Source organism: Muricoccus roseus, from assembly GCF_900141905.1.
GTDB classification, from domain to species: Bacteria; Pseudomonadota; Alphaproteobacteria; order Acetobacterales; family Acetobacteraceae; genus Roseomonas; species Roseomonas rosea.
In genome coordinates this window covers 1-26744 of record NZ_FQZF01000022.1, presented here as the reverse complement: position 1 = coordinate 26744, position 26744 = coordinate 1, and the positions used below count along the sequence as shown (strand labels likewise).

The following is a 26744-nucleotide window of genomic DNA, read 5'->3' as shown; positions in this document are numbered from 1 at the left end:
CGAACAAAGCGGGTATAGAGCCGCCAATGCCCTCCGCTTCGGCCACACCCCGCCTGCTGCTGCCCGAAGCGCCCGCCCTCGTCGCCGGGATCGGCCGCGCCACCCTCCTCAGCCCGGATGGCGAGATCGAGACCCTGGCCGCGGGCGCGCTGGCCCGCCGCCTCACCGACCTCCCGCCCCCCCTGCTGGTCCATGCCCCCGCCACCGCCCGCCGGCTGAACCTCGCCCCCTTCCCGGTCGCCTATGACCTGCTGGAACTCTTCGCCTTCATCCTCCCGGCCCAGCTCGCCGCCCCCACGCCGCGCGGCCTCGCCCTGGCGCTGGAATTGGAGCCGCCGAAGGACGACGAGGCCGCCGCCATCCTCCTGCCCGAGATCGCGACAACCCTCCTCCGCCACCTCGCCACCAACCGCCACCACCTCCTGAACCGCGACGCCGCCCCGCTCGCCGCCCGCCTGCGCGACGCCTCCGACTGGGTCTGGGCTCCCAGCATCCTCGCGGCCCTCGGCCAGCCGGAGGTCCGCGCCGCCACCGATGGGCTGAAGGTCTGGCGCCGCCTCCCCGAATGGGAGGAAACCGCCCCTCCCACCCCGCCCGCATCCATCCCCGTCGCGCCGCTGGAAGCCCGCAAGCGCCTGGCCGACATCCTGGGCGCGGATTCCGAAACCCGCCCCGCCCAGGCCGACTACGCCTCCGCCGCCAGCCTCGCCTTCGCCCCGCGGGAGGCCGAAGGCCAGCCCCAACTCGTCCTCGCGGAAGCCGGCACGGGCACGGGAAAGACCCTCGGCTACATCGCCCCCGCCTCGCTCTGGGCCGAGCGCAACGGCGCCCCCGTCTGGATCAGCACCTACACCCGCAACCTCCAGCGCCAGATCGACCAGGAGCTCTTCCGCCTCTACCCCGACCCGGAGGAGCGGCGGCGCCACGTCGTCATCCGCAAAGGCCGCGAGAACTACCTCTGCCTCCTGAACCACGAGGAAGCGGTGAACGGCGCCATGCCCTCCCGCCTCCTCGCCCTCTCCCTCGTCTCCCGCTGGGCCGCCGCGACGCGGGACGGCGACATGCAAGGCGGCGACTTCCCCGGCTGGATCGCGGAGCTCTTCCCCTGGGGCCATGTCGCCGGCCTCACGGACCGCCGCGGCGAGTGCATCCACTCCGCCTGTCCGCATTGGCGCCGCTGCTTCGTGGAACACTCCATCCGCCGCGCCCGCACCGCCCGCCTCGTCATCGCCAACCACGCCCTGGTGATGATCCAGGCGGCGCTGGGCGGCGGCGAGGACCGTCCCCCCGTCCGCTACGTCTTCGACGAGGGCCACCACCTCTTCGACGCGGCCGACAGCGCCTTCTCCGCCGAGATCAGCGGCGGCGAGATGGCCGAGCTCCGCCGCTGGCTCCTGGGGGCCGAGGGCGCGCGCGGCCGCGCCCGCGGCCTGCGCCGCCGGCTGGAGGAGATCACCACCGACCATCCCGCCCTCCTCCCCCTGGTCGAGGAGGCCCTGCGTCACGCCGGCAGCCTGCCGGGCCCCGGCTGGTCCTCCCGCCTCGGCGAATCCGACGATCGCGAAAGCTATGAGGGCGAGGACGGCCTGCCCGGCCACCCGGCCCATACGAATCCGGGCGAAGCCTTTCTCCGCACGGTGATCCTCCAGGTCTTCGCCCGCTCGCCCGAGGCCGACACCGGCTACGACGCGGAATGCGACCTCCACCCCCTCAAACCCGGCGTGGCCGAGGCCGGAGCGGCACTGGAAGAAGCCCTCGCCCTCATCGAAACTCCGCTCCGCGCCCTCCACGCCCGCATCTCCGGCCTGCTGGAGGACCCTGACGCCGAGTTGGAGACCGGCGACCGCATCCGCCTGGACACCGCCCGCCGCACCGTGGACCGCCGCGGCCTGCGCCCGCTCGGCGCCTGGCGCGCCATGCTCAAGGCCCTGGCCGACCGCCCGCCCGAACCCGGCACCCGCCCCGCCCATGTGGACTGGCTCGCCATCACCCGCCGCGAGGGCCGGGTGATCGACGCGGCCCTGCACCGCCACTTCCTCGACCCTACCGAACCCTTCGCGGCCGCCGTCGCCGCCCCCGCCCATGGATTGCTCATTACCTCCGCCACCCTCCGCGACAGCGGCGAGGAGGATGCCGAGCACGCTTGGGAGGAAGCCGAGTCCCGCACCGGCGCCATCCACCTTCCCACCCCCGCCATCCGGGCCGCGGTCCCCTCCCCCTTCAACTACCCCGACCAGACCCTCGCCATCGTGGTGACGGATGTGTCGCGCGAAGGTCCGCAGGCCGCCATGGCCATGGAGCAGCTCTTCCGCGCCTCCGGCGGCGGCGCCCTCGGCCTCTTCACCGCCATCCGCCGCTTGCGAGATGCGCATGCCCGCATGGCCCCTGGGCTGGAGGCCGCCGGCCTCCCCCTCTACGCGCAGCATGTGGACGCGATGGACAACGCCACCCTGGTGGACGTCTTCCGGGCCGAGGAGGATTCCTGCCTTCTCGGCACCGATGCCCTGCGGGACGGGGTGGACGTGCCAGGCCGCTCCCTCCGCCTCCTCGTCTTCGACCGGATCCCCTGGCCCCGCCCCACCATCCTGCACCGGGAGCGCCGCACCCATCTCTCCGGCGCCCGCCCCAAGGCCTATGACGACGCCATCGCCCGCCACCGGCTTCGCCAGGCCTTCGGCCGCCTGATCCGCCGCGCCGATGACCGCGGCGTCTTCGTCCTGCTGGATGCCCGCGCCCCCACCCGTCTCCTCGCCGGCTTGCCAGAGGGAGTCATCCCCCACCGCATGGGCTTGGCGGAGGCGGTCCGGGCCACCCGGACCTTCCTGGGGGAGCAGTTCCTGAATGGTGATCGTCTCACCGATTGACGCGCGGCCCTCTCCGCGCGAACCCTTCACCCCAAGATGGACACGAACATCATGGACGCCGCCCCCACCCCCCTCCCCACGCGCTTCACCGCGCAGGAAGCCCTGGTTTGCGCCATGGTGCTGATGGGGGTGAGCGACCGCGGCATGACCGACGCCGAACTGGCCGCCATGTCCCGCCTCGTCCGGGAACTCCCGGTCTTCGGCGATTTTCACGCCAGCGAGATCGACACCGTCACCGAGATCGTCCTCACCCTGCTCGACCAGGCCGACGGGCTGGACCGCGCCGCCGAGATGATCCGCGACGCCCTGCCGCCCCGCCTGCGCGAGACCGCCTATCTCCTGGCCTGCGAAATCGCCGCCGCCGACGGTGACGCGACCCAGGAGGAACTCCGCTTCCTCCAGGATTTCCGCATCACCCTCGACATCGACCGTCTGATCGCGGGCGCGATCGAGCGTGCGGCCAAGGCGCGCTTCCAGATCATCTGATCGGATTCCTCCGGCCGGGGGAGGGAAGCATCCCCGGCCGTTGGAACGCGCGGCGGCCCCGAAATCCCAGGCCCTCGGAACGGCACCGGCCCGCGGGGATCGCGTGGGCCCGGCCACCCCGGGATGGAGGGTGACCGCCCCGGCGGGGCAACCACCCTCAGGGGCGGGAAAGCCCGTCGAACCATTCCTTCCACGAGGGTACGGCCTGGGCGAAGGTGCCGCGATGACTGGTCGGGCCCGTCGAAACCGCCTGCACAGCCGTGTTCCCGCTCCCGATCGCCTGCTGATAGGTCATCGCCAACCGGCCGATGCCCGCAGTGATCGCCTCGTCGCTCTCGCCATAATAGTTGCGGACGGGGCTGCGGATGATCCAGCGATAGGCCTGGGCGGACGCGACCAGCCGGCCATAGGCCGAGGCCGCGAAGAACTGCGCATCGAAATAGGGCGCGCGGATCAGCTTGCGCAGGTCGGTCGGGACATCCTGCGGGTTGATGGGCTGCCGCTCATAGGCCCGGCGGGCCAGATCATAATACTCGTCACTAAGGAGCGACCGGGCGAGGCCGGGCACCTGGTAGTAGTTCTCGAAGGAGAAGGACGAGAGGATGAACAGCGTCGAGACCCAGGACGCATCGTTCGGCCGCGGGAAGCTCAGGAAGCCGTTGAGCGTGGCGAAGACGTCAAGCGGCGCGCTCGCCGTCGCGGCAGCCGCGACAGGAACCCCGGCACCCTCCAGCCTCTCCAACAGGGCCATGGTCACGAAGCCGCCCTGCGACCAGCCGGCCAGGAACAGCTTCGTGCCATTCAGCCCGAGATGCGCGAGGACCGCCCGGCTGGCCGCGATCATGTCAGCGGTCGCCTGCTGGTGGCTGCCCTTGACCATGTAGCCCTCGGGCTCCTGCGAGGTGCCCATCCCGAAGTAGTCGGCCCCGATCACCACGTAACCCTGGCCCGCGAACTGCGCGATCATCAGCGCGGTCTCGGGCGACTGGTCCGGGAAGGACGGAACCTCCTGGCGGCCATAGACCGTGCCATGCTGGTAGGAGACGACCGGAAAGGCGGTCCCCTGCGTCTCCGGCACGGCGACGAGCCCGGTCGCGACGATCGGCCGGTTGTTCTGCTCCGGAATCACCGAGGAATAGGTGACCCGGTAGAGCTTCACCGCCGAACGGGCGGCCGTATAGGTGACCGGAATGCCCGCGAAGGCCGGGGTGTCCACCTGGAGAATGTGGTTCAGCTTGTCCACATCCCAGCGCTGCAATAGCTCATACTGAAGGCCGGAGCTCACCTGGACAGGACCATCCTGGGCACGGCCCGCGGCCGGGGCCAGCGTGAAGCCCATGAGACACAGGACGGCCAGCAGAGGTCGGAAAGAGGAAAGCATCGGTTTCTCCCGGATGGCGAATGGAGTCGCCCGATCCTCCCACGGAGTTTACGGGCGCGGCCGGCGCGCACCATCCCGAAGTACCGTTTCAGCTCCGTTGTCGGAACAATCGACCGCCTCCCGGCCGCCTGCCACCATCCCTGGCCGGCGTCCGGCCATGCCGCGCGGCAACATCCCCGTTCCAGCCGCGTTGCAGGGCATGACATCCGGAGGGAGCATGAACATGCCCGAGACGCAGAACCAGAACGTTCACACCCATGTCGTGGCGACCTTCGCGACGCATGAGGCCGCAGATTCCGCCCTGCAATACCTGAACGCCGACGCGATCCCGCGCGACCGGATCACGATCCGCACCGCCGAGGTGTCGCAGCAGCCGCCGCAGGCGCCGCATGAGACCGACGGCAAGCTGCAGGAGGACGAGCACCGCAACCTCCGCACCATGGGCACAGGCCTCGCCGCCTCGGGCGCGGGCATGGCAGCCGCGGGCGCGGTCATCGCGACCGGCGGCGCGGCCCTCCCGGCCATCGCCGCCGCCGCACTGGCCGGCCTCGGCGCCGGCGCCGCGAGCGAAGGTGTCGCGGCCGCCGCGAGCCCGGATGTCGTGCCGGACGAGGAGAAGGCCGTCGCTGTGCTGGTCGTGGCCGCCGCCAATGTCGATCAGGCCGAACGCGCCAAGGGCGTGCTCCGCAACACCTCCGCGCTCCGCGTCTGGGAGGAGTAGCCGTATCCACCGGGTGGCGGCGGGGAAAGACGATCCCCTTTCGCCGCCCGGATCCGCCGCGTGCCGCTACCCCGGCGCGATCCGCGTCACGATCGGCGCCGGCTTCTTCGGCAGCTGCGTCGCCTCATAGGTGATCTCCTCACCCTTCTTCAGCTCGCGCCGCCCGGCCGCCTCCACCACGCTGGCATGCACCATCACATCCGGCCCGCCATCATCGGGCCGGATGAAGCCATAGCCCTTATGGGCCTGGTACCAGACCACGGTTCCCGTCGGCATCGCGCCACCTCCGCGCTGAACAACCCATCCTATAACGGAAAAGGGCGGCCCGTTGCCGGGCCGCCCCTCTTCGTCACGAAGACCGAACTTCTGATGGGGATCGTCGCCGATCCCCAAGAGATCAGAAGTCCATGTCGCCCATGCCGCCCATGCCGCCGCCGGGGCCGCCGGCCGGAGCGGAGGCCTTGGCCGGACGCTCGGCGACCATCGCCTCGGTGGTGATCAGCAGGGAAGCCACGGAAGCGGCGTCCTGCAGGGCGGTACGCACGACCTTGGTCGGGTCGATGATGCCGGCCTCGACGAGGTTCTTGTACTCGTCGGTCTGGGCGTCATAGCCGTACTCGTAGGCGTCCGAACGGAGCACCTCGCCGGCGATGACCGCGCCGTCCTTGCCCGCGTTCTCGGCGATCTGCTTCAGCGGCACCGCGATGGCGCGCCGAACGATCTCGATCCCGACCTGCTCGTCGTTGTTCAGGCCCTTGAGCTCGGACAGCTTCAGGCTGGCGCGCAGCAGAGCCACGCCACCACCGGGAACGATGCCCTCCTCGACCGCGGCGCGGGTCGCGTGCAGCGCGTCGTCGACGCGATCCTTGCGCTCCTTCACCTCGACCTCGGACGAACCGCCGACGCGGATGACGGCCACGCCGCCAGCCAGCTTCGCCAGGCGCTCCTGCAGCTTCTCGCGGTCGTAGTCCGAGGTGGTCTCCTCGATCTGCGCCTTGATCTGCTCGACGCGGCCCTGGATGGCCTCCTTCTCGCCGGCGCCGTCGATGATCGTGGTGTTCTCCTTCTCGATGCGAATGTTCTTCGCACGGCCGAGCTGGTTGAGCGTCACGGTCTCGAGCTTGATGCCGAGGTCCTCGGAGATCACCTCACCACCCGTCAGGATGGCAATGTCCTCGAGCATCGCCTTGCGACGGTCGCCGAAGCCCGGGGCCTTCACGGCCGCGATCTTCAGGCCACCACGCAGCTTGTTCACGACGAGCGTGGCAAGCGCCTCGCCCTCGATGTCCTCGGCCACGATCACCAGCGGACGCCCGGACTGCACGACGGCTTCCAGCAGCGGCAGCATCGGCTGCAGCTGGGAGAGCTTCTTCTCGTGGATCAGGATGTACGGGTTCTCGAGCTCGGCAATCATCTTCTCCGCATTCGTGATGAAGTACGGGGAAACGTAGCCGCGGTCGAACTGCATGCCCTCGACGACGTCGAGCTCGGTCTGGATGGACTTGGCTTCCTCGACGGTGATGACACCCTCGTTGCCGACCTTCTCCATCGCCTGCGCGATCATCTCGCCGATCTCGGTCTCGCCGTTGGCGGAGAGCGAACCGACCTGGGCAACCTCGGCGGAGGTGGTGATCTTGCGGGTCTTCGCCTGCAGGTCAGCCACGATCACGGCCACGGCCTTGTCGACGCCGCGCTTGAGGTCCATCGGGTTGAGCCCGGCGGCCACGGCCTTCGCACCCTCGCGGATGATGGCCTGGGCCAGCACGGTCGCGGTGGTGGTGCCGTCACCGGCCAGGTCGTTCTGCTTCGAGGCCACTTCGCGCACCATCTGCGCGCCCATGTTCTCGAACTTGTCGGCCAGCTCGATCTCCTTGGCGACGGTCACGCCGTCCTTGGTGATCCGCGGCGCGCCGAAGCTCTTGTCGAGCACGACGTTGCGGCCCTTCGGGCCCAACGTCACCTTCACGGCATCGGCCAGGATGTCCACGCCGCGCAGCATGCGCTCGCGGGCATTGGCGCCGAACTTGACGTCCTTCGCAGCCATCTGAATGTCCTTTCTTGTGTTGGAGAGCGCCGATCAGTCCCTAGCGGGAGATCAGGCGGCCTTCTCCACGATGCCCATGATGTCGGACTCCTTCATGATCAGGAGCTCCTCACCGTCGAGCTTCACCTCGGTGCCTGACCACTTGCCGAACAGGATGCGGTCGCCGGCCTTCACGTCGAGCGCGACGATCTGGCCCTGCTCGTTGCGCGCGCCGGCACCAACGGATACGACCTCGCCCTCCTGGGGCTTCTCCTTGGCGGTGTCGGGAATGATGATGCCGCCAGCGCTCTTCTCCTCGGCCGTCACGCGACGGACGAGAACGCGGTCGTGCAGGGGACGGAACTTCGTCATACGGTCCTCTCCTGAGCCTTTGTCATGGGATGAACCCGGCCGGTTGCCCCGCGCCCCGGCGGCCCTTCTGGGCCGTCGTTAGCACTTGCCCCCGGTGAGTGCCAACGATCTAGGGGATCGCCCCCCAGGCCGTCAAGCCCGGCAGCACTCCCACACATAGAGTGCCAAAGCATTGATATGAAACATTTATTGTATTCAGCGCTCCGAATCGCGTGGCACCATTCGCCCCGGGCGGGCCCTTTGCCGCCCCGCTGAGGAGGAAAGGGCATGCATCTGCAGGGTATCGAGCACGTCGTCCGCATCCCCGAATGGCACCTGACCACCGCCGAGATTCTCTACCGGATGCCGGACCATCCGGCCGTGCTCCAGTCCTTCATCTGGCAGAAGGTGGACCGCGCCCCGACCTTTCCGGAGCTGCACGGTTTCCTCGAATTCTGGCGCCGGGGGATCGAAGGCCAGCTTCATTCGGTTCGCGTCGCATCGGCCGCCCTCTGGCGCCCGGCCGAGTTCACCTATGCCGAGGGCGTCCTCCGCCTGCATTGATGCGGGCACAGCCGGGGGCCCCTCCCCCGGCCGCGCTTTCAGGTCCAGCTTGCCGGTTCAGCCTTCCGGCCGCAGCTCGGGCCAGGTGACGAACAGCCCGACATCGCCCGGCATGCCGTTCTCGAAGCTGATGATTCGCGCCTGCAGGCCGAAGCCCCCCAGGCGCAGGTCATCCCGCCAGAACTCGTAGATCCGCCGGGCATAGCCCGGCAGCTGCTCCTCCCAGCCCTGAAGCTGGTGGTTGATGCGGCGGCCGTCGTCCCGGCAGAAGGCGCTGGGGAAGGACACCAGCATCACCTCGCGCTCATGATCAACGAAGGCAGCGCGGATCCGATGGAGGAACAAGGCGCGGTCCGCCTCCGTCAGCGGCCGCTCCTCGAAATGGCGCCGCTCGGCCTCCTGCCCCGCCGCCGCCTTGAGAGCGGCGCGCCGGGCCGCATCCCGCTCCCGCCGCTCCTCCGCCTCCAGCTCATTGAACAGTGCGTCCAGCTTCAGGCTCGGCTTGGCCTCCGCCACGTCAGCTCTCCCGTTTCACCGAGTCCAACCCCACCCGGATCGCCTGCCGCAACACCTCGGCACTGTGGCGCAGCGCCGTCTCCTCCGCCGCGTCTAGCGGCGGCAGGAAGGGTGCCGAGGCACCCTGCGCCGAGAGCACATGGGGAAGCGAGACGCAGGTCTCACCCACCCCCAGCAGTTCCTCCATGAAGGTGGAGGTGCTGAACACCACATGCTCATCATTCACGATGGCCCGGGTCAGCCGCGCGATGCAGCCTCCGATCCCGAAGTTGGAGACGCCCTTGCCCTCCTTGATCCGGTAGGCGGAGGTCCGCACCTCCTGGGTAATCGACTCCCGCGCCTCCGAGGTCAGCGGCACGCCCATTCCCGCCGCGAAGTCGGCCAGCGGCATGCCCGCCACCTGGGCGCCGCTCCAGTGCAGCACCTCCGAATCGCCATGCTCGCCCAGCACATTCGCATGGACCGAACCGGGCGAAAGGCCGAGATGCCGCGCCAGACGGTCTCGGAAGCGGGCGGAGTCCAGCGCGCATCCCGTCCCGATGGCCCGGCCGCGTGGCACGCCGAAATGCCGGACAGCCACCGCCGGCATCACGTCCACCGGGTTGGAGGCGAAGAGCAGAACCGCCTCCGGCGCCACGGCCAGGACCCGCTCCAGCACCGCCGACACCACGCCGACATTCGCCGCCAACAGGTCCAGCCGCGTCTGGCCGGGCTTCAGGCTGGTGCCGGCCGTCACCACCACCACCCCGGCTCCGGCCAGTTCGGCGTAATCCCCCGCCCGCACCAGGGCGGGGCTGCCGAAGGCCGCCGCATGGGCGATGTCCGCCGCCTCCGACCGTGCCCGAGCGGCATCCATGTCGACCAGCACCACCTCGCTGATCCCCGGCACATTGGCCAGCAGGAACCCAGCCGCCGCGCCGACCTGCCCGGCGCCGATAATCCCGACCTTGCCGCCCATCACAGCACTCCCATCATCGGCCAGATGGTGGCGGAGAACAGCACCAGCAGCCCCAGCCCGGCCAGGGTCAGCACGATGCCGACCTTCGCGAACTGCATCGTGGAGAAGGCACCGGTCGCGTAGCAGAGCATGTTCTGCGGCGCGTTGGTCGGCAGGATGAAGCCGAAGGAAACCACCATGCTCTGGATCATCACGATCCCGAAGGCGGTCTCACGCCCATAGGGCAGCGTCTCGGCGAAGGCGATCATGATGGGGATCAGCGTGCTCGCCAGCCCCGTGGCCGAGGCGAAGCCGAGATGCAGCACGATGCTGAACAGCGACAGCGCGCCCACCACCAGGAACACGGGCGTCGCCCCCAGCCCCAGCTGCCCCAGCGTCACGCTCGCCAGCCAGCCCGCCGCACCGGTGCGGGAGAGCAGCACGCCGAGAGAGATGCCCGCGGCGAACAGCACCACCGTGCCCCAGGGAACCTGCTTCTCCGCCTGCGCCCAGGTCATCACCCCGATCCGCGGCATCAGCAGCAGGGCGATGCCCAGCTGGGTCGTCGTCGTGGTGTCCAGCGGATGCAGCCAGCCCTCGGTGGACCACATCACCAGCAGCAGCAAGGCCACCAGCATCAGCCGCCACTCGGCGGGCGTCACCGGGCCGAGATTCGCCACCTCCTCCGCCAGCCGCCGCTTCGCCTCCTCCACCGGCGGCACATGCGGCCGCAGCAGAACGAGCGAGACGACGAAGAGCACGACGCACATGGAAAGCGTGAAGGGCAGCGCGGTGATGAACCACTCGCCCCAGGTCAGGGTGCGGCCGAAGCTCGCCTGCATGAAGTTCAGGCTGATCAGGTTCTGCGCCGCGGCGGTCTTGATCGCCATGTTGAAGATCGAGCAGACCTGCGCCGTCACGATCATCAGCGTGGCGCCCAGGCTGCTCGTCACCGGCAGGCCCAGCGCGGTCACCACGCCCACCATGATCGGAATCACCGCACCCACCCGCGCGGTCGCGGAGGGGATGAACAGCGCCAGCACGAAGCCGACGATCATGGCCCCGATCGTCAGCCGCGCGGGCGAAATGCCGACCCGGCTCATCACCATCAGCGCCACGCGCCGGTCCAGCCCGGTGAGCTTCAGCGCCACCGCCAGGAAGAGCGCCCCCGCGACCAGCAGCACGGCGGAGGAGGAGAAGCCGTTGAGCATCACCGTCAGCGCATCGGTGGACGTCATCGGCTTCGCGCCCGCGGTCAGCGACTTGCCCATGAGGCCCAGCACCGCGGCCCCTGTCAGCACGATGGCGCTCGCGGCCGGGGAAACGCATTCGCTGATCCAGAGGATGATCACCAGGGCCAGCAGCCCCAGCGCCACCTGCCCGGAGGCCGTCAGCCCCGCCGGCGTCGGCAGCAGCAGCACCGCCCCATAGACAAGAAGCGCAATGAGGAACCAGGCGAGCTTGCGGTTCGAGGTGGGCTCGCCCGGAGACATCAGGATCATCCCGGCCTCCAAGAGGTGATGATCTGGTCGTCAGGCCAGACTCCTGGCGCCCCTACACGGAAGCGCCCCCCTCAAAACCACGGGCGCGTGAACAAGGCGTTGATCCGGATCATGGCACGCCCTCAGCGTGCAAATAAACCAAGAACGAGCGTCAGGGAGACGACAGACAGCATGGTGCCCAGCAGCACCGCCGCCCCGGCGCGCTCCATGCCCGTGGCGTAGCGGCGTGACATCATGAAGGCATTCGCGCCGGTCGGCATGGCCGCCATGGTCACCGCCACCGCAAGCTCCAGCGGCCCCAGTCCCGCAAGCCGCCCGAACCCCCAGACCACCAGCGGCAGCACCGCCAGCTTCAGGACGTTGATCACCACCGCATCCAGCCAGTCCCGCCGGATGTGGAAGTCGCGCAGCGACGCACCGAGGCAGAACAGCAGCATCGGGCTCGTCCCACCGCCCAGGATCTCCAGGAAGCGCCGCATGAAGTCCGGCGGCGCCGGCAGGAACACCGCCCAGAGATTGCCCAGCAGCACCGCGAGCACGATCGGGTTCCGCACCACCGAGCGCAGCGTGGCCGCCAGCACGCGAAGCGGCGAGGCCCCCGCGCTCATGCCCAACTCGGCGACCACCGTCGTCAGCGGCAGCATGACAAGCGAATAGAGACCCACGATCGCCGTGGCCGGCGCGATGCCCGCCGTGCCGAAGGTCGCCAGCGTCACCGGAACGCCCATCATCAGCGTGTTGCCGAAGCTGCAGTTCAGCGCGAACAATCCCGATTCCGCGAGCCCCCGCCGCGCGACGAAGCGGCAGAGCAGCAGCGCCGCCGCATAGACCAGCAGCACGCTGCCGAAGAAGATGACCTCCAGCCGCCCACCATGCGCCGCACCGCCACCGGAGGCCGCCGAGACAAAGAGCAGCGCCGGCGCGCAGAGCCAGAAGGCGAAGTCGTTGATGCCCCGCAGCGCCTCGTCCGAGAGCATCCGCCGCACCCCGGCCACATAGCCGAGCCCGATCAGCAGGAAGACCGGCGCGACGAGGCCGAGAACGCCGACCACCTCCCTAGCCCAGCCCCGCCACGAAGTCCTTCAGCCAGAGATTCCGCGCCCGCGCCGTGCGCGCCGCCCGCAGAATGGCGGAAACCGTGTCCACCGTCTGCGCGAAGTCGGTGTTGATGAGGACGTGGTCGAACTCCTCCCAATGCGAGGCATCCTCCCGCGCCTTGCCCATGCGGCGGAGGATCTCCTCCTCGCTGTCCGTCCCGCGCGTCCGCAGCCGCCGCTCGAGCTCCTCGATGGAGGGCGGCATCAGGAACACTCCCACCACATCCCCCGGCATGGCCTGCTGCAGAAGCAGATGCCCCTGCCAGTCCACGTCGAAGAGCACGTCGCGCCCCGCGGCCAGGGCAGCCTTCACCGGCGCGCGCGGCGTCCCGTAGCGCCGGCCATAGACATGCGCGCTCTCGATGAAGTGCCCCTCAGCCTCCATCGCCTCGAACTCCCCGGGCGTGTGGAAGAAGTAGTGAACGCCGTGCACCTCGCCCGGCCGGGCGGCGCGGGTGGTGGCGGAGATGGAGAGGGACAGCTCCCCCTCCCGCGCCAGCAGCGCGCGCGAAACGCTCGTCTTGCCCGCGCCGGAAGGCGCCACCAGAACCAGGCAGAGGCCCCTCCGGTTCATGGGCCGCTCGATCTCGCTCATTCCACATTCGCCGCCTGCTCGCGCAGCCGCTCGATGGCGGCTTTCAGTTCCAGGGAAAGCCGGGTCAGCCCCAGGCTGCCGGATTTCGCGCCGAGCGTATTGGCCTCCCGCCCGAATTCCTGCGTCAGGAATTCCAGCTTCCGCCCGATCGGCGCCTTCTCCCCCAGCAAGGCGCGGGCCGCCTCCACATGGGCACCCAGCCGGTCCAGCTCCTCCCGCACGTCGGAGCGTGCGGCCAGCAGCGCCACCTCGGCCGCCAGCCGGTCCTCCGGCACGCGGCGCTCGCCCTCCAGCAGCTCCGCCAGCACGGCGGAAAGCCGGGCGCGATGCGCCTCCGGCTGCCGTGCGGCTTCCCGCGCCGCCTGCGCCCGCAGGGCCTCAATCTCGTCCAGCAGCGTCGCCAGGATCACACCCAGCCGCGCCCCCTCCGCCGCGCGGGCCGCGAACAGCTCGGCCATGGCCTGCCCGAACCCCTCCGTCACCGCTGCCCGGCGCGCCGCCTCGGAGGTCTCGTCCGGCACCTCCACCTCGGTCCGCAGCACGCCCGGCAGGGCCAGCACGGCCTCCGGCCGGGGCGCCGCAGCCCCTGGCATCCGCGCCGCCAGCTCGGCCACCAGGGCCATGGCGCGCTCCAGCGCCGCCTGGTCCAGCATCAGCCGGGGTGCCCGGTCCTCCCGCTTCAGCGTGAGATTGGCGGTCACGTTCCCCCGCGCGAAGCGCCCGCCGGCCGCCTCTTTCAGCGGCCCCTCCAACGCATCCAGCCCCGGCGGCAGGCGCAAGCGGATGTCCAGCCCGCGCCCGTTGACGCTGCGGAGCTCCCAGGTGAAGGGGGTACCATCCGGCAAGGTGCCGGTGGTGCGCGCGAAGCCGGTCATGGATCGGATGGCCATGCGCGGCCTTCTGCGGCGGGAGAGGGCATGATGCAAGGCGCCGACACACAGCGGGTCGAAGGCTGGCCCTGGCGCCGCGCGGCCATCACCGGCGCCTCTTCCGGCCTCGGCGCCGCCCTGGCGCGGGAACTCGCCGCCCCCGGCCGCGTCCTCCACCTCGCCGGCCGGGACGCCGCCCGCCTCGCCGCCACCGCCGCCGCCTGTCGCGCGGCCGGCGCCGAGGTCTCCGAAACCGCCTTCGACGTCACCGACGCGGCCGCCGCCTCGGAATGGGTCGGCGCCACCGGCGGGCTCGACCTGCTCATCGCCAATGCCGGCACCTCGGCCGGCACCGGCGGCACTCGGGAGGCACCGGGCCAGGTCGCCCGAATCTTCGCGGTGAACCTTACCGGCGCGCTGAACACCATCATGCCCGGGCTGGAGATGATGCGCGCCCAGCCGCCGGGGCCGGATGGCATCCGCGGCCGCGTGGCCGCCATCGCCTCCATCGCGGCCTTCGTCGCCTCGCCCGGCGCCCCGGCCTATTCCGCCTCCAAGGCGGCCCTCCAGCGCTGGACCGAGGCCACCGATGCCACGGCGCGGCAGGACGGCATCCGCCTGCACGCCATCTGCCCCGGCTTCATCCGCACGCCGATGACCGCGCCGAACACCTTCCCCATGCCCCTCCTGATGGAGCCGGAGGAAGCCGCGCGCCGCACCCTCACGGGCATCGCGCGCGGGAAGGCCCGGGTCGTCTATCCCTGGCCCGTCTATGCGGCGGCGCGCCTGGCCGGCGCGCTGCCGCCCAACTGGCTCAGCCGCCTTCCGGCGAAGGCCGATTCACCGCCGGGCTAGCCTCCGGCCCGGCCAGGGTAGTGCTGTCCGGGCCGACCGTCCGCCGGCCATGCGAGCGCCGCGCCCACACGTTCAGCGCCTCCACCCCCGCCGCGAAGGCCATGGCCGTGTAGACGAACCCCTTCGGCACATGGAAGCCGAAGCCCTCGCCCAGCAGCACCATGCCGATCATCACCAGGAAGGCGAGGGCCAGCATCACCACCGTCGGGTTCTTCTCCATGAAGTTGGAGAGGGCATCCATCGACAGCAGCATGACGGCGACTGAGACCAGGATCGCGACCACGATCACCCACATCACCTGGGTGAGCCCCACGGCCGCCAGGATGCTGTCCACGCTGAACACCATGTCGATCAGGATGATCTGGAAGATCGTCGCCCCGTAATGGGCCGTCACCTGGCTGGCCGCCTTCGCCTCGGCCTGGGCGTCCGGGTCCACGCGGTGGTGGATCTCGATCACGGCCTTGCCGATCAGGAACAGGCCGCCGGCGATCAGGATCAGGTCCTTGCCGGAGAAGTCCATGCCCCAGAAGCCGAAAAGGGGCTGGGTCAGCGAGATCAGCCAGCCCACCCCGGCCAGCATTACCAGGCGCAGCAGGACCGCGAGCCCCAGCCCGATCAGCCGCGCCGAACGCCGCCGCTCCACCGGAAGGCGGTTGGTCAGGATCGCGATGAAGACGAGGTTGTCGATCCCGAGGACCACCTCCATGCCGATCAGCGCGGCAAGCGCAATGAGAACCTCGGCTTCCACGGCGGTCAGGTGTCCTTCCTGTAATGTAGCCCGCATCTATGGGGCGGCGGCAGGAACTCCGAAAGGTCAGCCACCCCCTGGCGCGTCATCACATCGAGGGCATTCCCCGCCCAATGGCGCTGGAACGGGAATTGCTGAGCCGTCCCGGTTCCTTTTCTCCTCCAGGGGGCCACCAGGACATGGATGTCGGCGTCTTCATCCCGATCGGCAACAACGGGTGGCTCATCTCCACCAACGCGCCTCAGTACAAGCCCAGCTTCGCGCTCAACAAGCAGATCTCGCAGCGGGCCGAGCATTACGGCCTCGACTTCCTCCTCTCCATGATCAAGCTGCGCGGCTTCGGCGGCGCGACGGAGTTCTGGGACTACAACCTGGAATCCTTCACCCTCATGGCCGGGCTGGCGGCGGTGACGAACCGCATCAAGCTCTTCGCCACCGCCGCCTCCCTCACCCTCCCCCCGGCGATCATGGCCCGCATGGCCGTGACCATCGATTCCATCGCCCCGGGGCGCTTCGGCGTGAACCTCATCACCGGCTGGCAGCGCCCGGAATACTCGCAGATGGGCCTCTGGCCCGGCGACGAGCACTTCGCCCGCCGCTACGACCACCTCTCGGAATATGCCACCATCCTGCGCGAGCTCTGGTCCACCGGCCGGTCGGACTTCAGGGGCGAATACTTCCAGATGGAGGATTGCCGTCTCCTGCCCATGCCGGGACAGGGCATCGAGATCGTCTGCGCCGGCCAGAGCCAAGCCGGCCTCGACTTCATGGCCCGGCACGCCGACTACAACTTCTGCCTCGGCCAGGGCATCAACACCCCCCAGGCCCTCGCCCCCGTCACCGCCCGCGTCCAGGCAGCCGCCGCTCAAACCGGGCGCAAGGTCGGGTCGCTGGCCCTCATCATGATCATCGCCGACGAGACCGATGAGGCGGCCATGGCGAAGTGGCAGCACTACCAGGCCGGCGCCGACCGTGAGGCCATCGCCTGGATGGCCGGCCAAGCCGCCGCCGACACGCGCTCCGGCGGAGATACCAACGTGCGGCAATACGCCCTGCCCGAAGGCGCCATCAACCTGAACATGGGCACGCTGATCGGCTCCTATGCCTCGGTCGCGCGCATGATGGACGAGATGTCGGAGGTGCCTGGCCTCGCCGGCGTCCTGCTGACCTTCGACGACTTCCTCGAGGGCATCGAGGCCTTCGGCCAGCACATCCAGCCGCTGATGCGCAGCCGGCAGCACATCCGGGCCATGGCCCCGGCCTGAACCGCCCCTAGGGCGACCGGCGCTTCCCGCCGGTCGCCAGCCAGACCCCGGCCAGCACCACCGCCCCACCCAGCAGCACGCGCGGCTCCGGCCACTCCCCCAGCAGCAGCGCCGCGAAAACGGCGGCGAAGCCCGGCTGCAGATAACCTGTCATGGCAGCGTCCGTCGCCCGCGCCCGCTGCGCGAGGAAGAGGAACAGCGTCACCGGCAAGGCCGAGCCGAACACGCCGGCACAGGCCACCACCGCCCAGACCTCCCAGGGCTGTTCGAAGGCCGAGAGCGGTTCCAGGGAAAGGCTCACCGCCAGCGCCCCCAGCGCGCTCACCCCCTGCTGCCCCGCCGCCAGCTGCAGCGCCCCGCCCGGCCGGGTCCGCCGCACGAAGACCACGCCGGTCGCGTAGGAGAGCGCCACCACCAGCATCACCATCCCCGCCAGCAGCCCCGCAGCCCCGCCCGCCAGCGCGGCGGGCCCGAGGATCACGGCGATTCCCACGAAACCGAGGCCAAGCCCCGCCAGCGTCCTCGGCCCCGGACGCTCGCCCGGCAGGAAGAGCGCGGCCAACAACGCCACAAAAAGCGGCGAGGCCGACTGGATCAGCGCCACGGAGGCGGCCGTGAGGGTGAGCAGCGCAAAGGCGGTGAGGCAGTTCGGCAGCCAGCCATTCGCCGTGCCGAGCACGAGGGCGGCCCGCCAGCTCCACCCCTCCCGCCGTCGGAAGGCGCCGGTGGCCAGGGCAAAGAGGAGCAGCAGGGTCACCGCCACCGCCGCACGCCCGGCCGAAAGCGCGAAGGGCGGCATGGAACGCCCGGCCAACCGCACCACGGGAAAGGCGGTGGCCCAGAGGGCCGAGATCAGCAGCAGCCGCCACCAGAGCCGCCATCCCCGCAGCGGGGCGCCGGGGCTCACGCCTGCCCCGCGCCGGGCCTCACCGCGGGGGCGCGGGGTTGGCCGCCGGAGCAGAAGCCGGTGCCGCGCGGCCCCGCTCGATCTCGCGCCAGCGCGCCACGTTCCGGTTGTGCTCCTCCAGCGTGCGGGCGAAGGCATGGCCGCCGCTGCCATCCGCCACGAAATAGAGCAGGTCGGTCGCCTCGGGCCGGGTCACGGCCCGCAGGGATTCCTTACCCGGCGAGGCGATCGGGCCCGGGGTGAGCCCCCGGTTGCGATAGGTGTTGAAGGGATGCTCCCGGTCGAGATCGGCCCGGGTCAGCGCCCGCTCCAGCGGCGCGCCATCGGCTGCGGCATAGGCCACGGTCGGGTCCGACTGCAGCGGCATGCCACGCCGCAGGCGGTTGATGAACACGGAAGCCACACGCGGCCGTTCCGCCGCCACCGCCGTCTCGCGCTCCACGATGCTGGCCAGCACAAGCGCCTCCCGGGGGGAGGAGATGGGCAGGTCCGGCGCCCGGTTCGCCCAGGCCTCGCGCAGCGCCTCCTCCATGGCGGCGGTGGCGCGCCGCACGATGGCGGCGCGGGTGTCGCCCCATTGGTAGGTGTAGGTCTCGGGCAGGAGGTCGCCCTCGTCGATGGGCGGCGTGTCGCCCACCAGCCCTTCGGCGCGGTCGAGCACGCCGGTGATCTGCCGGGCCATCAGCCCCTCGGGGATGGTGAGCCGCCGCTGCACCGGCCGCGCCGTGCGCAGCACCTCCAGCACGTCCCGCAGCGAAGCCCGGGCGGGGAAGGCGAATTCGCCGGCCCGGATGGCGCCCTGCGTCCGCGTCGCCCAGGCCGCGACGAGGAACTCGCGGCCATCGGCCACGATCCCTCGCTGCGCCAGCGCGGCGCCGATCGTCTCCGTCCCGCCGCGCGGAACGACGACCTGAGCCGGCTCCGCCAGAGGGCCGGGGCGCTCGTAGACATGGCGGGCGTAGAGGAAGGCGCCACCGCCGGCCAGGCCGAGCAAGAGCACCAGGATGAGCAGGAATCGGATCGCTCGTCTCATCGGCGCGCGGTCCCTGGCTATCCGAAAGGGTCAGGCCAGCCCGGCAGCAGCGTGCCGGGCGACCAGCGGGGCCTTTTTCAGGCCGCCGCCTTGAACAGGATGGAGGCGTTGGTCCCGCCGAAGCCGAAGGAGTTGGAAAGCGCCACCTCGATCTTCCGCGGCTGGGCCTCATTGGCGACCCGGTCGATGGCGGAGGGGTGGGAGGGCTCGTCCAGGTTCAGCGTCGGCGGCGCCACGTCGTCGCGGATGGCGAGCAGGCAGAAGATCGCCTCCACCGCTCCCGCCGCGCCGAGCAGATGTCCGATCGCCGACTTGGTCGAGGACATGGCGACGCCCTTGGCGTCATCCCCGAACAGCCGCTCCACCGCCTGCAGCTCCAGGTCGTCGCCCAGCGGGGTGCTGGTGCCATGGGCGTTGATGTACTGGATGGCTTCCGTGCCGATGCCCGCCGAGCGCAGGCAGGCCTTCATGGCGCGATAGGCACCCTCATGCCCCTCGGCCGGGGCGGTGATGTGATAGGCGTCGCCGGACATGCCGTAGCCGATCACCTCGCCATAGATCTTCGCGCCGCGCGCCTTGGCGTGCTCGTATTCCTCGAGCACCACCACCCCCGCGCCCTCGCCCATGACGAAGCCGTCCCGGTCCTTGTCCCAGGGGCGGGACGCCTTGGCGGGCGTGTCGTTGAAGGCGGTGGAGAGGGCGCGGGAGGCCGCGAAGCCCGCCATGCCGATTTCGGAGACCGCCGCCTCGGCGCCGCCGGCCACCATCACATCGGCATCGCCCAGCGCGATCAGCCGCGCGGCATCGCCGAGCGCATGCACGCCCGTGGCGCAGGCCGTGACCACCGAGTGGTTCGGCCCCTTGAAGCCGTATTTGATCGAGACATGGCCCGAGGCCAGGTTGATCAGCGCGGAGGGGATGAAGAAGGGCGAGAGCCGGCGGTGCTTGCCGCCCGCGATCAGCTGGGACGCCTCATAGATCGTCTGGAGCCCGCCGATTCCAGAGCCGATCATCACGCCCGTGGCGTAACGGTCCTCCTCCGTCTCCGGCACCCAGCCGGAATCCTCGACCGCCTCGGTGGCCGCCACCAGCGCGAGCTGGATGAAGCGGTCCATCTTCTTCTGGTCCTTGACCGGGATCCACTCGGCCAGGTCCAGCCCGCCATCGGCCTTCGTGCCATTCGGCACGACGCCCGCGATCTTGGCGGGGATATTGGACACGTCGAAGCCCTGGATGGCGCTGATGCCGGATTCCCCGGCCAGCATCCGCTTCCAGACATTCTCCACGCCGAGCCCCAGCGGGCTGGCGATGCCCATGCCGGTGACGACGACGCGGCGCGGGGCCGTGAGCTGACCGAACACTCTCGCTACTCCCTCCCGCGCCTGCCCCGCTGGCGTTCAGGGGCCGGGCAGCGGCCGGAACCCGGCCCCGCCCCGCGCGTCATTGGCGGACGGCGGACCGGCCCAAGGGTCACCCCAAGGGTCCGGCCCAGCGGCCTGATCAGGCCGTCTTGTGCGCGTCGATATAGGTGATGGCGTCGCCCACCGTCGTGATCTTCTCGGCGGCGTCGTCGGGGATCTCCACGCCGAAGGCCTCCTCGAAGGCCATGACCAGTTCGACCGTGTCCAGGCTGTCGGCGCCCAGGTCGTCGATGAAGGACGCCTCCGGGGTCACCTTGGCCTCCTCGACGCCGAGGTGCTCGACCACGATCTTCTTCACCTTCTCGGCGGTTTCGCTCATCGCGCTTGCTCTCTCCAGATGGCGGTTGACCGCCGAAAACCCGTGTTTGCTGCCGGGCATTCGTTAACGCGAATGCCCGGGCGCAGGGCGCGGGCCTTAGCACGGCTATTTCCCAGGGCCTAGACCGAAGGATGGGCCGTGCGAAGCCCAGATCAAGGACCGTTGTTCCCGAGCCTCAACCGAGGCCTCAGATCATGGCCATCCCGCCATTCACATGCAGGGTCACGCCCGTCACCCAGGCCGCCTCGTTGGAGGCCAGATAGGTCACGGCCGCGGCGATGTCCTCAGAGGCCCCCATCTTGCCCATGGGGATGCGTCCCATCAGGGCCGCTTTCTGGGCATCGTTCAGGGCATCGGTCATCGCGGTCTTGATGAAGCCGGGGGCCACCACGTTCACGGTCACGCCGCGGGGCGCCACCTCCTGGGCCAGGGCCTTGCTCATCCCGATCAGCCCGGCCTTCGCGGCCGCGTAGTTCGCCTGGCCCGGATTGCCGGTCACGCCCACGATGGAGGCGATGGAGATGATCCGGCCGGACCGGCGCTTCATCATCCCGCGGAGGGAGGCACGCGCCAGGCGGAACGGGGCGGTCAGGTCCACCTCGATCACGTCCGACCAGTCCTTGTCGCCCATGCGGAGCGCCAGCCCGTCCCGCGTCAGCCCGGCATTGTTCACCAGGATGTCCAGCCCGCCGAACTCGCCTTCCACCTTTTCCACCAGGGCGGCGGGGGCCTCCGGGTCGGACAGGTCGGCCGGGGCCACCAGCACCCGCTCCCTCAGCTCCTGGGCCAGGGAGGCCAGCTCGGCCTCGCGCCGGCCGGTGATGGCCACCTTCGCCCCCTGGGCATGCAGTGCCCGGGCGATGGCGGCGCCGATCCCCCCCGTGGCGCCGGTGACGAGGGCGGATTTGCCGGTCAGGTCGAACATCAGGGGGCCTCCAGGGGTGCGCCGTCGAGGCGCTTGGCAAGGGAGAAGCGGGTATGGCCGGGCGGGCAGTCATCCAGGCGGCCCACCACCGTGTAGCCCATCCGGGCGTAGAAGCCGGGCGCCTGGAAGGAATAGGTCTCCAGCCGCACGCCGATGCAGCCGCGGGCGGCCGCCTCGCGCTCCGCCATGGAGAGCATCTCCCGCCCCAGCCCGGCGCGCCGCTGCGCCTCCGGCAGGTGGAACAGCTCCACATAGAGCCAGCCGGAGTAGCTGCGCCCGATCAGCCCCCCGACCGGCGCGCCGGATTCGTCCCGCAGCACGACGTTCAGCGGGGTGGAGGCGAAGGAGCCGGGACCGGACTGCGCCTCGTTGAAGGCCCGCAGCCCCTCCCACACGGCATCCCGCGTGGCGGGAACGGCCTGATCTTCCAGAGCGACACGGGTCATGGCCGCCTCAGAGGGCCTTGAGCACCGATTCGATCTCGGCCGGCGTGCCGCAGGCCATGGCCGTCGCCTCCGGGGCGTTGCGCTTCATCAGCCCGGTCAGGACCTTGCCCGAGCCCACCTCCACGAAGGTGTCGCAGCCCATGGCGGCCATGGCGGCCACGCATTCGCGCCAGCGCACCGTGCCCGTCACCTGGCGGACCAGCAGGTCGCGGATCACGTCCGGATCGGTGGCCTTGGCGGCCGTGACATTGGCCACCACCGGCACCAGCGGGGCCCTGGGCGGGTCGCGCTCCAGCGCCTCGCCCATCGCATCGGCGGCCGGAGCCATGAGGGAGGAGTGGAAGGGGGCGGAAACCGGCAGCAGCATGGCCCGGCGGATGCCCTCCGCCTTGGCGATCTCCACCGCCCGCTCCACCGCGGCCTTGTGGCCGGAGATCACGACCTGGCCGCCGCCATTGTCATTGGCCGCCTCGACGACCTCGCGCCGCCCGGTCTCCGGGTTCTCGGCGGCGCGCTCGCAGATGGCGCGGGCCTGCTCCATCTCGGCCCCCAGCAGGGCGGCCATGGCCCCCGTGCCGGCCGGCACCGCCTTCTGCATCGCATCGCCGCGCAGCCGCAGCAGCCGCGCCGCCTGGGGCACGTCGAAGGCCCGCACCGCGGCCAGCGCGCTGTATTCGCCCAGGGAATGTCCGGCCACCAGCGCGACGCGGTTCTTGATGTCGAGCCCGCCCTCGGCCTCCAGCACCCGCAGCACGGCGAGGGAGACGGCCATCAGCGCCGGCTGGGCATTGGCGGTGAGGGTCAGCTCCTCGGCCGGCCCCTCGAACATCAGGCGGGAGAGATTCTGCTTCAGCGTCTCATCCACCGCCTCGAACACCTCCCGCGCGGGGGTGAAGGCGGCGGCGAGGTCACGGCCCATGCCGACGACCTGGCTGCCCTGGCCGGGGAAGACGAGCGCAAGGGCCATGGTGACGCGTTTCCTGCCTGTTGAGCAAAGCAGGGCACCGCTACCCCGCCGTGGCGCGGCGGGGTAGCGGCGGCGTCACCGGACTGTCAACCGTAACGGGCTCAGTAAGGACCACGGGGGCCACGCGGCGGGCCCACCCAGATGCGGCGGCACTGCTCGCGCTGGACACGGACAGGGCGGCCATAGCGGTCACGGCGATACACCACCACCGGGCGGCACCGGTTCACCCAGCGCACGTCCTGCAGCAGTCCCTCCTGCGGGGCGACCATCGCGGCGCCCAGCATCGGAGCCGCCGAGGCTGGCGCGGCCTGCGCCGCCGTGGAAACTCCACCGATCCCTGCCGCAAGGCCAGCAACCAGAGCAAAGCGCGAGAGCCAAGACATCAGCAAACCTCCTTGGACCCGTGAAGCCGGGCCAACCTCATTCTGCCGCCCGGAAAGGCGGCGAGACGGCAGGAAAAAGGCATGCGGTGGCAATAAGTTGCCCGTTTGCAACGCCTCCCCCTCTTCGCAACTGAGAGTCACACGCAACCTTGACCTTTCGTAACACGCGAAGTTAAGAGCGCTTCGCAATATCAACGTGTTCGGGGGTGCCGTACGGATGAGTCGCTCAAGCAGGAGGGGCCCCTCGGCTCCCAATACCGCCCTGGTGGCCAGCCTCAGCCTCGGCGCCGCCATGGCCGGGGGGCCGGCCTTCGCCCAGCTCGCCGCCGACCCCGCCCCGGTGGCCGTGCCCGAGGTCTCCGTGACCGGCACCCGCCCGGCCAACCAGCTTCAGGTGCCCACGGGCAATCCCCGCCTGCCGAGCACCATCCAGGACACCCCGCAGACCATCAACGTGGTTCCGCAGGAGGTCCTGCGCGAGCAGAACGTGACCACGCTGGAGCAGGCGCTGCGCAACGTGCCCGGCATCACCTCGACCATCGGCGAGGGCAATGGCGGCGTCACCGGCGACCAGTTCCGGATCCGCGGCTTCTCCGCCCAGAACGACGTGCTGGTCGACGGCCTGCGGGACTTCGGCTCCTACCAGCGCGACGCCTTCACCTATGAGGACGTGCAGGTGCTGAAGGGCGCCTCCGGCTTCGCGATCGGCACCAGCGCCATCGGCGGCGGCATCAACGTCAACTCGCGCCTGCCCATGCTTGAGAACCGCTACGCCGCCACCGCCACCGGCGGCATGGGCCCCTTCGCCCGCTTCACCGCCGACATCAACCAGCGCATCAGCGAGACCATCGCCATGCGCCTGAACGTCATGGGCCAGAGCAGCAGCCTCGTGGACCGCGACGACCAGGACACGCGCCGCTGGGGTGTCGCCCCCTCCATCGCCTTCGGCCTCGGCACCCCCACCACCTTCTCGGTGGAATACCTGCATTTCGAGGACCGCCGCACGATCGATGGCGGCATGCCCATCATCTACTCCGGCCTCGGCGCCATCGGCCGCCCGGCATCGGAATACGGGGTCAACCGCTCCAACTGGTACGGCATCCAGAACGACCGCGACGAGACGGTGGTGGACCGGCTGACGGCCCGCTTCTCCCACCGCTTCGGCAACTGGCTGACCGTCACCAATGACACGCGCCTGATGCGCGTGGACCGGGACACGGCGCTGACGGCGGCGAGCTGCGGCACCGGGACGACGGCGGCCGCCTACCGCACCAGCTGCTCCGGCCAGTTCTTCCGCGGGCTGAACCCGACCCTCTCCTATGGCGGCGGCAGCAACGCGCCCTACAATCAGGTGAACGAGGCGACCCAGAACATCACCGCCGGCGTTGCCCGCTTCACCACCGGGCCCATCCGGCACGAGCTGACCGGCGGCGTCGACATCGTGCGGGAGACGGTCGACCGCGTTGCCTATCCCTACGTCCCCGCGCGCCCCGGCGTCACCTTGCTCAACTCCTGGACGAACAACGACCTCGTCCTCGGCACGGGCGCGGCCAACAACCGGCGCGAGACGGAATCGACCAATCTCGGCCTCTTCCTGAACGAGCGCCTCTGGGTCCTGCCCACCCTGTCCGTCTATGGCGGCTTCCGCTGGACGAATTTCGACCTGGACTACAAGGCCGGCACCCCCGGGGCCGCGCCGAGCCAGAACTTCGCCATCCGCGACAGCTTCTGGGACCCGCGCGCCGGCATCATCTGGGAACCAACACCGAGCCAGACCTACTACTACTCCTACTCCACCTCGACGACGCCGCCCGGCACCTTCTTCACCACCTTCCCTGCGGCGGCCACCAACTTCGACAACAACATCCGGCCCGAGCGGAACACCAACCACGAGATCGGCGCGAAGATCAGCCTTCTCGACAACCGCCTCGGCCTCACCGCCGCACTGTTCCACGCCGAAAAGGGCAACGCGACCTATCTGGACGCCGACACCAACGAGGTGTCCGCCACCGGCGACGTCCAGCGCATCCGGGGCCTGGAGCTGGGCATCACCGGGCGCGTGACGCCGGAATGGAACATCAACGCCGCCTATACCTATCTGGACAGCGAGACGACGCGCTCCCAGACGGCCGCGAATGTCGGCAAGCGCGTCCAGTACGTGCCGGAGCACGCGGCATCCCTCTGGACCACCTATGACATCGCCCGGGACACGCCCTGGAACGTCACGGTCGGCGCGGGCATCATCTGGCGCAGCCAGGTCTTCCTCGATGCCGCCAACTCCGCCGAGGTGCCGGATAACTTCAGCCTCGACGCCATGCTCCAGCACAAGCTGAACCAGAACGTCACGCTGCGGGTGAACGGCTACAACCTGACGGACCGCACCAATTACGAAGGCCTGTTCGGCAACCGCGCCGTCGTCGCGGCCGGCCGCACGGTGCTCTTCTCCGTCGCCGCCGAGTTCTGACGGCCAATACCGCCCGGGGCGCGGGCGCGCCGGACTGACCGCGGGCGGCGGGGGTGGCATGATGCCGGCCCCGCCGCCCGCTTCCTGTTTCCAGCCTCCCGGAGCACACCATGCTCGTCCGCATCCCCCAGGTCCTGACCCCTACCGAGGTGGCCTATTGCCGCGAAAGGCTGGAGGCCGCCGCCTGGCAGGACGGCCGCGCGACGGCGGGGGAGCAATCCGCCAAGGTGAAGCACAACCTCCAGATCCCCGTCGATTCACCTGAGGCGAAGGAGCTGGGCGACCTGGTCCTGCGCGCGCTCGGCCGCAACGCCCTCTTCGCCACGGCGGCGCTGCCCCTGCGCGTGCTGCCGCCCATGTTCAACCGCTACGATGTCGGCATGACCTTCCAGGCGCATGTGGACAACGCCATCCGCGCCATCCCCGGCACGGGCCAGCGCATCCGGGCGGATGTCTCCTCCACCCTCTTCCTGACCCCGCCCGAGGATTACGAGGGCGGCGAGCTGGTGGTGCAGGACACCTACGGCACCCATGAGGTGAAGCTCGAGGCCGGGGACATGGTGGTCTACCCCTCGACCAGCCTGCACCACGTGAAGCCCGTCACGCGGGGCAGCCGCTGGGGCTCCTTCTTCTGGACCCAGTCCATGGTGAAGGACGACGGCCAGCGCGCCTTCCTCTACGACATGGACATGGGGATCATCGAGCTCCGGCGGGACCTGCCGGACGACCACCCCGGCGTCCTGGCCATGACGGCCGCCTACCACAACCTTCTCCGGCGCTGGGTGGAGATCTAGCAGGTTGCTGAAGAAGTCGGCCCTCGACGCGATTTGAGGAACATGATTCACCTCCGCAGGGCAACCGCGGGGTTGATGATGCGGGGGACGGACGAGACGAGCGGGTCGCTGTTCAGCTACGTCGATCTTGAGGCGCGCATCCCGGCGCGGCATCCCCTGCGCAAGATCCGGCAGGTGGTGAACGAGGCGCTGGCCAGCCTGGATGCCGATTTCGAGGTGCTTTACACCGACTTCGGCCGCCCCTCGATTGCGCCCGAGCGGCTGATCCGAGCGAGCCTGATCCAGATCCTGTTCTCGGTCCGCTCCGAGCG

At 70.1% G+C, this 26744-nt stretch carries 28 protein-coding genes; 9 read left to right on the top strand and 19 right to left on the bottom strand.

Features of this window, described 5'->3' with window-relative positions; translation table 11 throughout:
- Positions 1-26 precede the first annotated feature (26 nt).
- The gene (locus tag BUB97_RS17380; protein WP_073137058.1) at positions 27-2864 is read left to right on the top strand and encodes an ATP-dependent DNA helicase; all 2838 of its coding nucleotides are present in this window, start codon (positions 27-29) and stop codon (positions 2862-2864) included.
- A 51-nt stretch (positions 2865-2915) separates the two neighbouring features.
- Positions 2916-3350, top strand: coding sequence for a tellurite resistance TerB family protein (locus tag BUB97_RS17375; RefSeq protein ID WP_073137163.1), 435 nt, complete (start codon positions 2916-2918; stop codon positions 3348-3350).
- 157 nt (positions 3351-3507) lie between these two features.
- On the opposite strand, the gene BUB97_RS17370 is transcribed toward BUB97_RS17375, so the two are convergent.
- Positions 3508-4635: an alpha/beta hydrolase family protein gene (locus tag BUB97_RS17370; protein ID WP_217659700.1), complete on the bottom strand. Its 1128-nt coding sequence runs from the start codon at positions 4633-4635 to the stop codon at positions 3508-3510.
- A gap of 319 nt (positions 4636-4954) precedes the next feature.
- Between BUB97_RS17370 and BUB97_RS17365 the strand changes: the two genes are divergently transcribed.
- Positions 4955-5452 (top strand): hypothetical protein, encoded by a 498-nt coding sequence (locus BUB97_RS17365; protein WP_139281375.1) that lies wholly within the window; start codon positions 4955-4957, stop codon positions 5450-5452.
- 66 nt (positions 5453-5518) lie between these two features.
- Here the strand turns inward: BUB97_RS17365 and BUB97_RS17360 are convergent, their stop codons facing one another.
- From BUB97_RS17360 to groES, 3 genes are all read right to left on the bottom strand, one after another.
- Complete coding sequence (locus BUB97_RS17360) at positions 5519-5728, bottom strand: cold-shock protein (RefSeq protein ID WP_073137052.1); 210 nt, start codon at positions 5726-5728, stop codon at positions 5519-5521.
- Positions 5729-5849: 121 nt separating this feature from the next.
- A complete protein-coding gene (groL, locus tag BUB97_RS17355; protein ID WP_073137050.1) occupies positions 5850-7496 on the bottom strand; it encodes a chaperonin GroEL in 1647 nt (548 codons plus the stop codon).
- Between the two features lie 51 nt (positions 7497-7547).
- On the bottom strand, positions 7548-7847 hold the full coding sequence (groES, locus tag BUB97_RS17350; protein WP_073137048.1) for a co-chaperone GroES: 300 nt from the start codon (positions 7845-7847) through the stop codon (positions 7548-7550).
- Between the two features lie 267 nt (positions 7848-8114).
- Between groES and BUB97_RS17345 the strand changes: the two genes are divergently transcribed.
- Positions 8115-8390, top strand: a complete 276-nt coding sequence (locus BUB97_RS17345; protein ID WP_073137046.1) for a Usg-like family protein — start codon at positions 8115-8117, stop codon at positions 8388-8390.
- 57 nt (positions 8391-8447) lie between these two features.
- Here the strand turns inward: BUB97_RS17345 and BUB97_RS17340 are convergent, their stop codons facing one another.
- From BUB97_RS17340 to BUB97_RS17315, 6 genes are all read right to left on the bottom strand, one after another.
- The gene (locus BUB97_RS17340) at positions 8448-8906 is read right to left on the bottom strand and encodes a hypothetical protein (RefSeq protein ID WP_073137044.1); all 459 of its coding nucleotides are present in this window, start codon (positions 8904-8906) and stop codon (positions 8448-8450) included.
- 1 nt (position 8907) lies between these two features.
- Positions 8908-9864 (bottom strand): lactate/malate family dehydrogenase, encoded by a 957-nt coding sequence (locus BUB97_RS17335; RefSeq protein WP_073137042.1) that lies wholly within the window; start codon positions 9862-9864, stop codon positions 8908-8910.
- Positions 9864-11345 (bottom strand): DASS family sodium-coupled anion symporter, encoded by a 1482-nt coding sequence (locus tag BUB97_RS17330; RefSeq protein WP_073137040.1) that lies wholly within the window; start codon positions 11343-11345, stop codon positions 9864-9866. The genes BUB97_RS17335 and BUB97_RS17330 overlap by 1 nt, the downstream gene beginning before the upstream one ends.
- Positions 11346-11467: 122 nt before the next feature.
- Positions 11468-12397, bottom strand: a complete 930-nt coding sequence (locus BUB97_RS17325) for an AEC family transporter (RefSeq protein ID WP_073137038.1) — start codon at positions 12395-12397, stop codon at positions 11468-11470.
- A 4-nt stretch (positions 12398-12401) separates the two neighbouring features.
- The gene (gmk, locus tag BUB97_RS17320; RefSeq protein ID WP_073137035.1) at positions 12402-13037 is read right to left on the bottom strand and encodes a guanylate kinase; all 636 of its coding nucleotides are present in this window, start codon (positions 13035-13037) and stop codon (positions 12402-12404) included.
- Entirely contained in the window at positions 13034-13927 is an 894-nt protein-coding gene (locus BUB97_RS17315; protein WP_073137033.1) for a YicC/YloC family endoribonuclease, read from the bottom strand. Before BUB97_RS17315 ends, gmk begins: the two co-directional genes overlap by 4 nt.
- 27 nt (positions 13928-13954) lie before the next feature.
- On the opposite strand from BUB97_RS17315, the gene BUB97_RS17310 reads away from it, so the two are divergent.
- Positions 13955-14761, top strand: a complete 807-nt coding sequence (locus BUB97_RS17310) for an SDR family NAD(P)-dependent oxidoreductase (RefSeq protein ID WP_245818346.1) — start codon at positions 13955-13957, stop codon at positions 14759-14761.
- Here the strand turns inward: BUB97_RS17310 and BUB97_RS17305 are convergent.
- A complete protein-coding gene (locus BUB97_RS17305; protein ID WP_086062290.1) occupies positions 14721-15509 on the bottom strand; it encodes a TerC family protein in 789 nt (262 codons plus the stop codon). The two genes, BUB97_RS17310 and BUB97_RS17305, sit on opposite strands and share 41 nt — an antisense overlap.
- A gap of 179 nt (positions 15510-15688) precedes the next feature.
- On the opposite strand from BUB97_RS17305, the gene rutA reads away from it, so the two are divergent.
- On the top strand, positions 15689-16774 hold the full coding sequence (gene rutA, locus BUB97_RS17300) for a pyrimidine utilization protein A (RefSeq protein ID WP_073137029.1): 1086 nt from the start codon (positions 15689-15691) through the stop codon (positions 16772-16774).
- Positions 16775-16781: 7 nt separating this feature from the next.
- On the opposite strand, the gene BUB97_RS17295 is transcribed toward rutA, so the two are convergent.
- The 8 genes from BUB97_RS17295 to BUB97_RS25890 form a co-directional block, all read right to left on the bottom strand.
- Positions 16782-17681, bottom strand: coding sequence for a DMT family transporter (locus BUB97_RS17295; RefSeq protein WP_073137027.1), 900 nt, complete (start codon positions 17679-17681; stop codon positions 16782-16784).
- Positions 17682-17700: 19 nt separating this feature from the next.
- Positions 17701-18714, bottom strand: coding sequence for an endolytic transglycosylase MltG (gene mltG / locus BUB97_RS17290; protein WP_073137025.1), 1014 nt, complete (start codon positions 18712-18714; stop codon positions 17701-17703).
- Between the two features lie 77 nt (positions 18715-18791).
- Positions 18792-20075: a beta-ketoacyl-ACP synthase II gene (gene fabF / locus BUB97_RS17285; protein ID WP_073137023.1), complete on the bottom strand. Its 1284-nt coding sequence runs from the start codon at positions 20073-20075 to the stop codon at positions 18792-18794.
- A 139-nt stretch (positions 20076-20214) separates the two neighbouring features.
- Positions 20215-20454 (bottom strand): acyl carrier protein, encoded by a 240-nt coding sequence (locus BUB97_RS17280; RefSeq protein ID WP_043830727.1) that lies wholly within the window; start codon positions 20452-20454, stop codon positions 20215-20217.
- Between the two features lie 187 nt (positions 20455-20641).
- Positions 20642-21379, bottom strand: a complete 738-nt coding sequence (gene fabG, locus BUB97_RS17275) for a 3-oxoacyl-[acyl-carrier-protein] reductase (protein WP_073137021.1) — start codon at positions 21377-21379, stop codon at positions 20642-20644.
- A complete protein-coding gene (locus tag BUB97_RS17270; protein WP_073137019.1) occupies positions 21379-21825 on the bottom strand; it encodes a GNAT family N-acetyltransferase in 447 nt (148 codons plus the stop codon). Before BUB97_RS17270 ends, fabG begins: the two co-directional genes overlap by 1 nt.
- Before the next feature lie 7 nt (positions 21826-21832).
- A complete protein-coding gene (gene fabD, locus BUB97_RS17265) occupies positions 21833-22792 on the bottom strand; it encodes an ACP S-malonyltransferase (protein ID WP_073137017.1) in 960 nt (319 codons plus the stop codon).
- A 101-nt stretch (positions 22793-22893) separates the two neighbouring features.
- On the bottom strand, positions 22894-23175 hold the full coding sequence (locus tag BUB97_RS25890; RefSeq protein ID WP_175562668.1) for a hypothetical protein: 282 nt from the start codon (positions 23173-23175) through the stop codon (positions 22894-22896).
- 265 nt (positions 23176-23440) lie between these two features.
- Here BUB97_RS25890 and BUB97_RS17255 point away from each other — a divergent pair, with 265 nt between their 5' ends.
- From BUB97_RS17255 to BUB97_RS17245, 3 genes are all read left to right on the top strand, one after another.
- A complete protein-coding gene (locus BUB97_RS17255) occupies positions 23441-25639 on the top strand; it encodes a TonB-dependent receptor (protein ID WP_139281374.1) in 2199 nt (732 codons plus the stop codon).
- 110 nt (positions 25640-25749) lie between these two features.
- Complete coding sequence (locus BUB97_RS17250; RefSeq protein ID WP_073137011.1) at positions 25750-26433, top strand: Fe2+-dependent dioxygenase; 684 nt, start codon at positions 25750-25752, stop codon at positions 26431-26433.
- A gap of 78 nt (positions 26434-26511) precedes the next feature.
- Positions 26512-26744 (top strand): transposase (locus BUB97_RS17245; protein ID WP_408906141.1); only part of this gene is annotated, 233 nt, incomplete at its 3' end.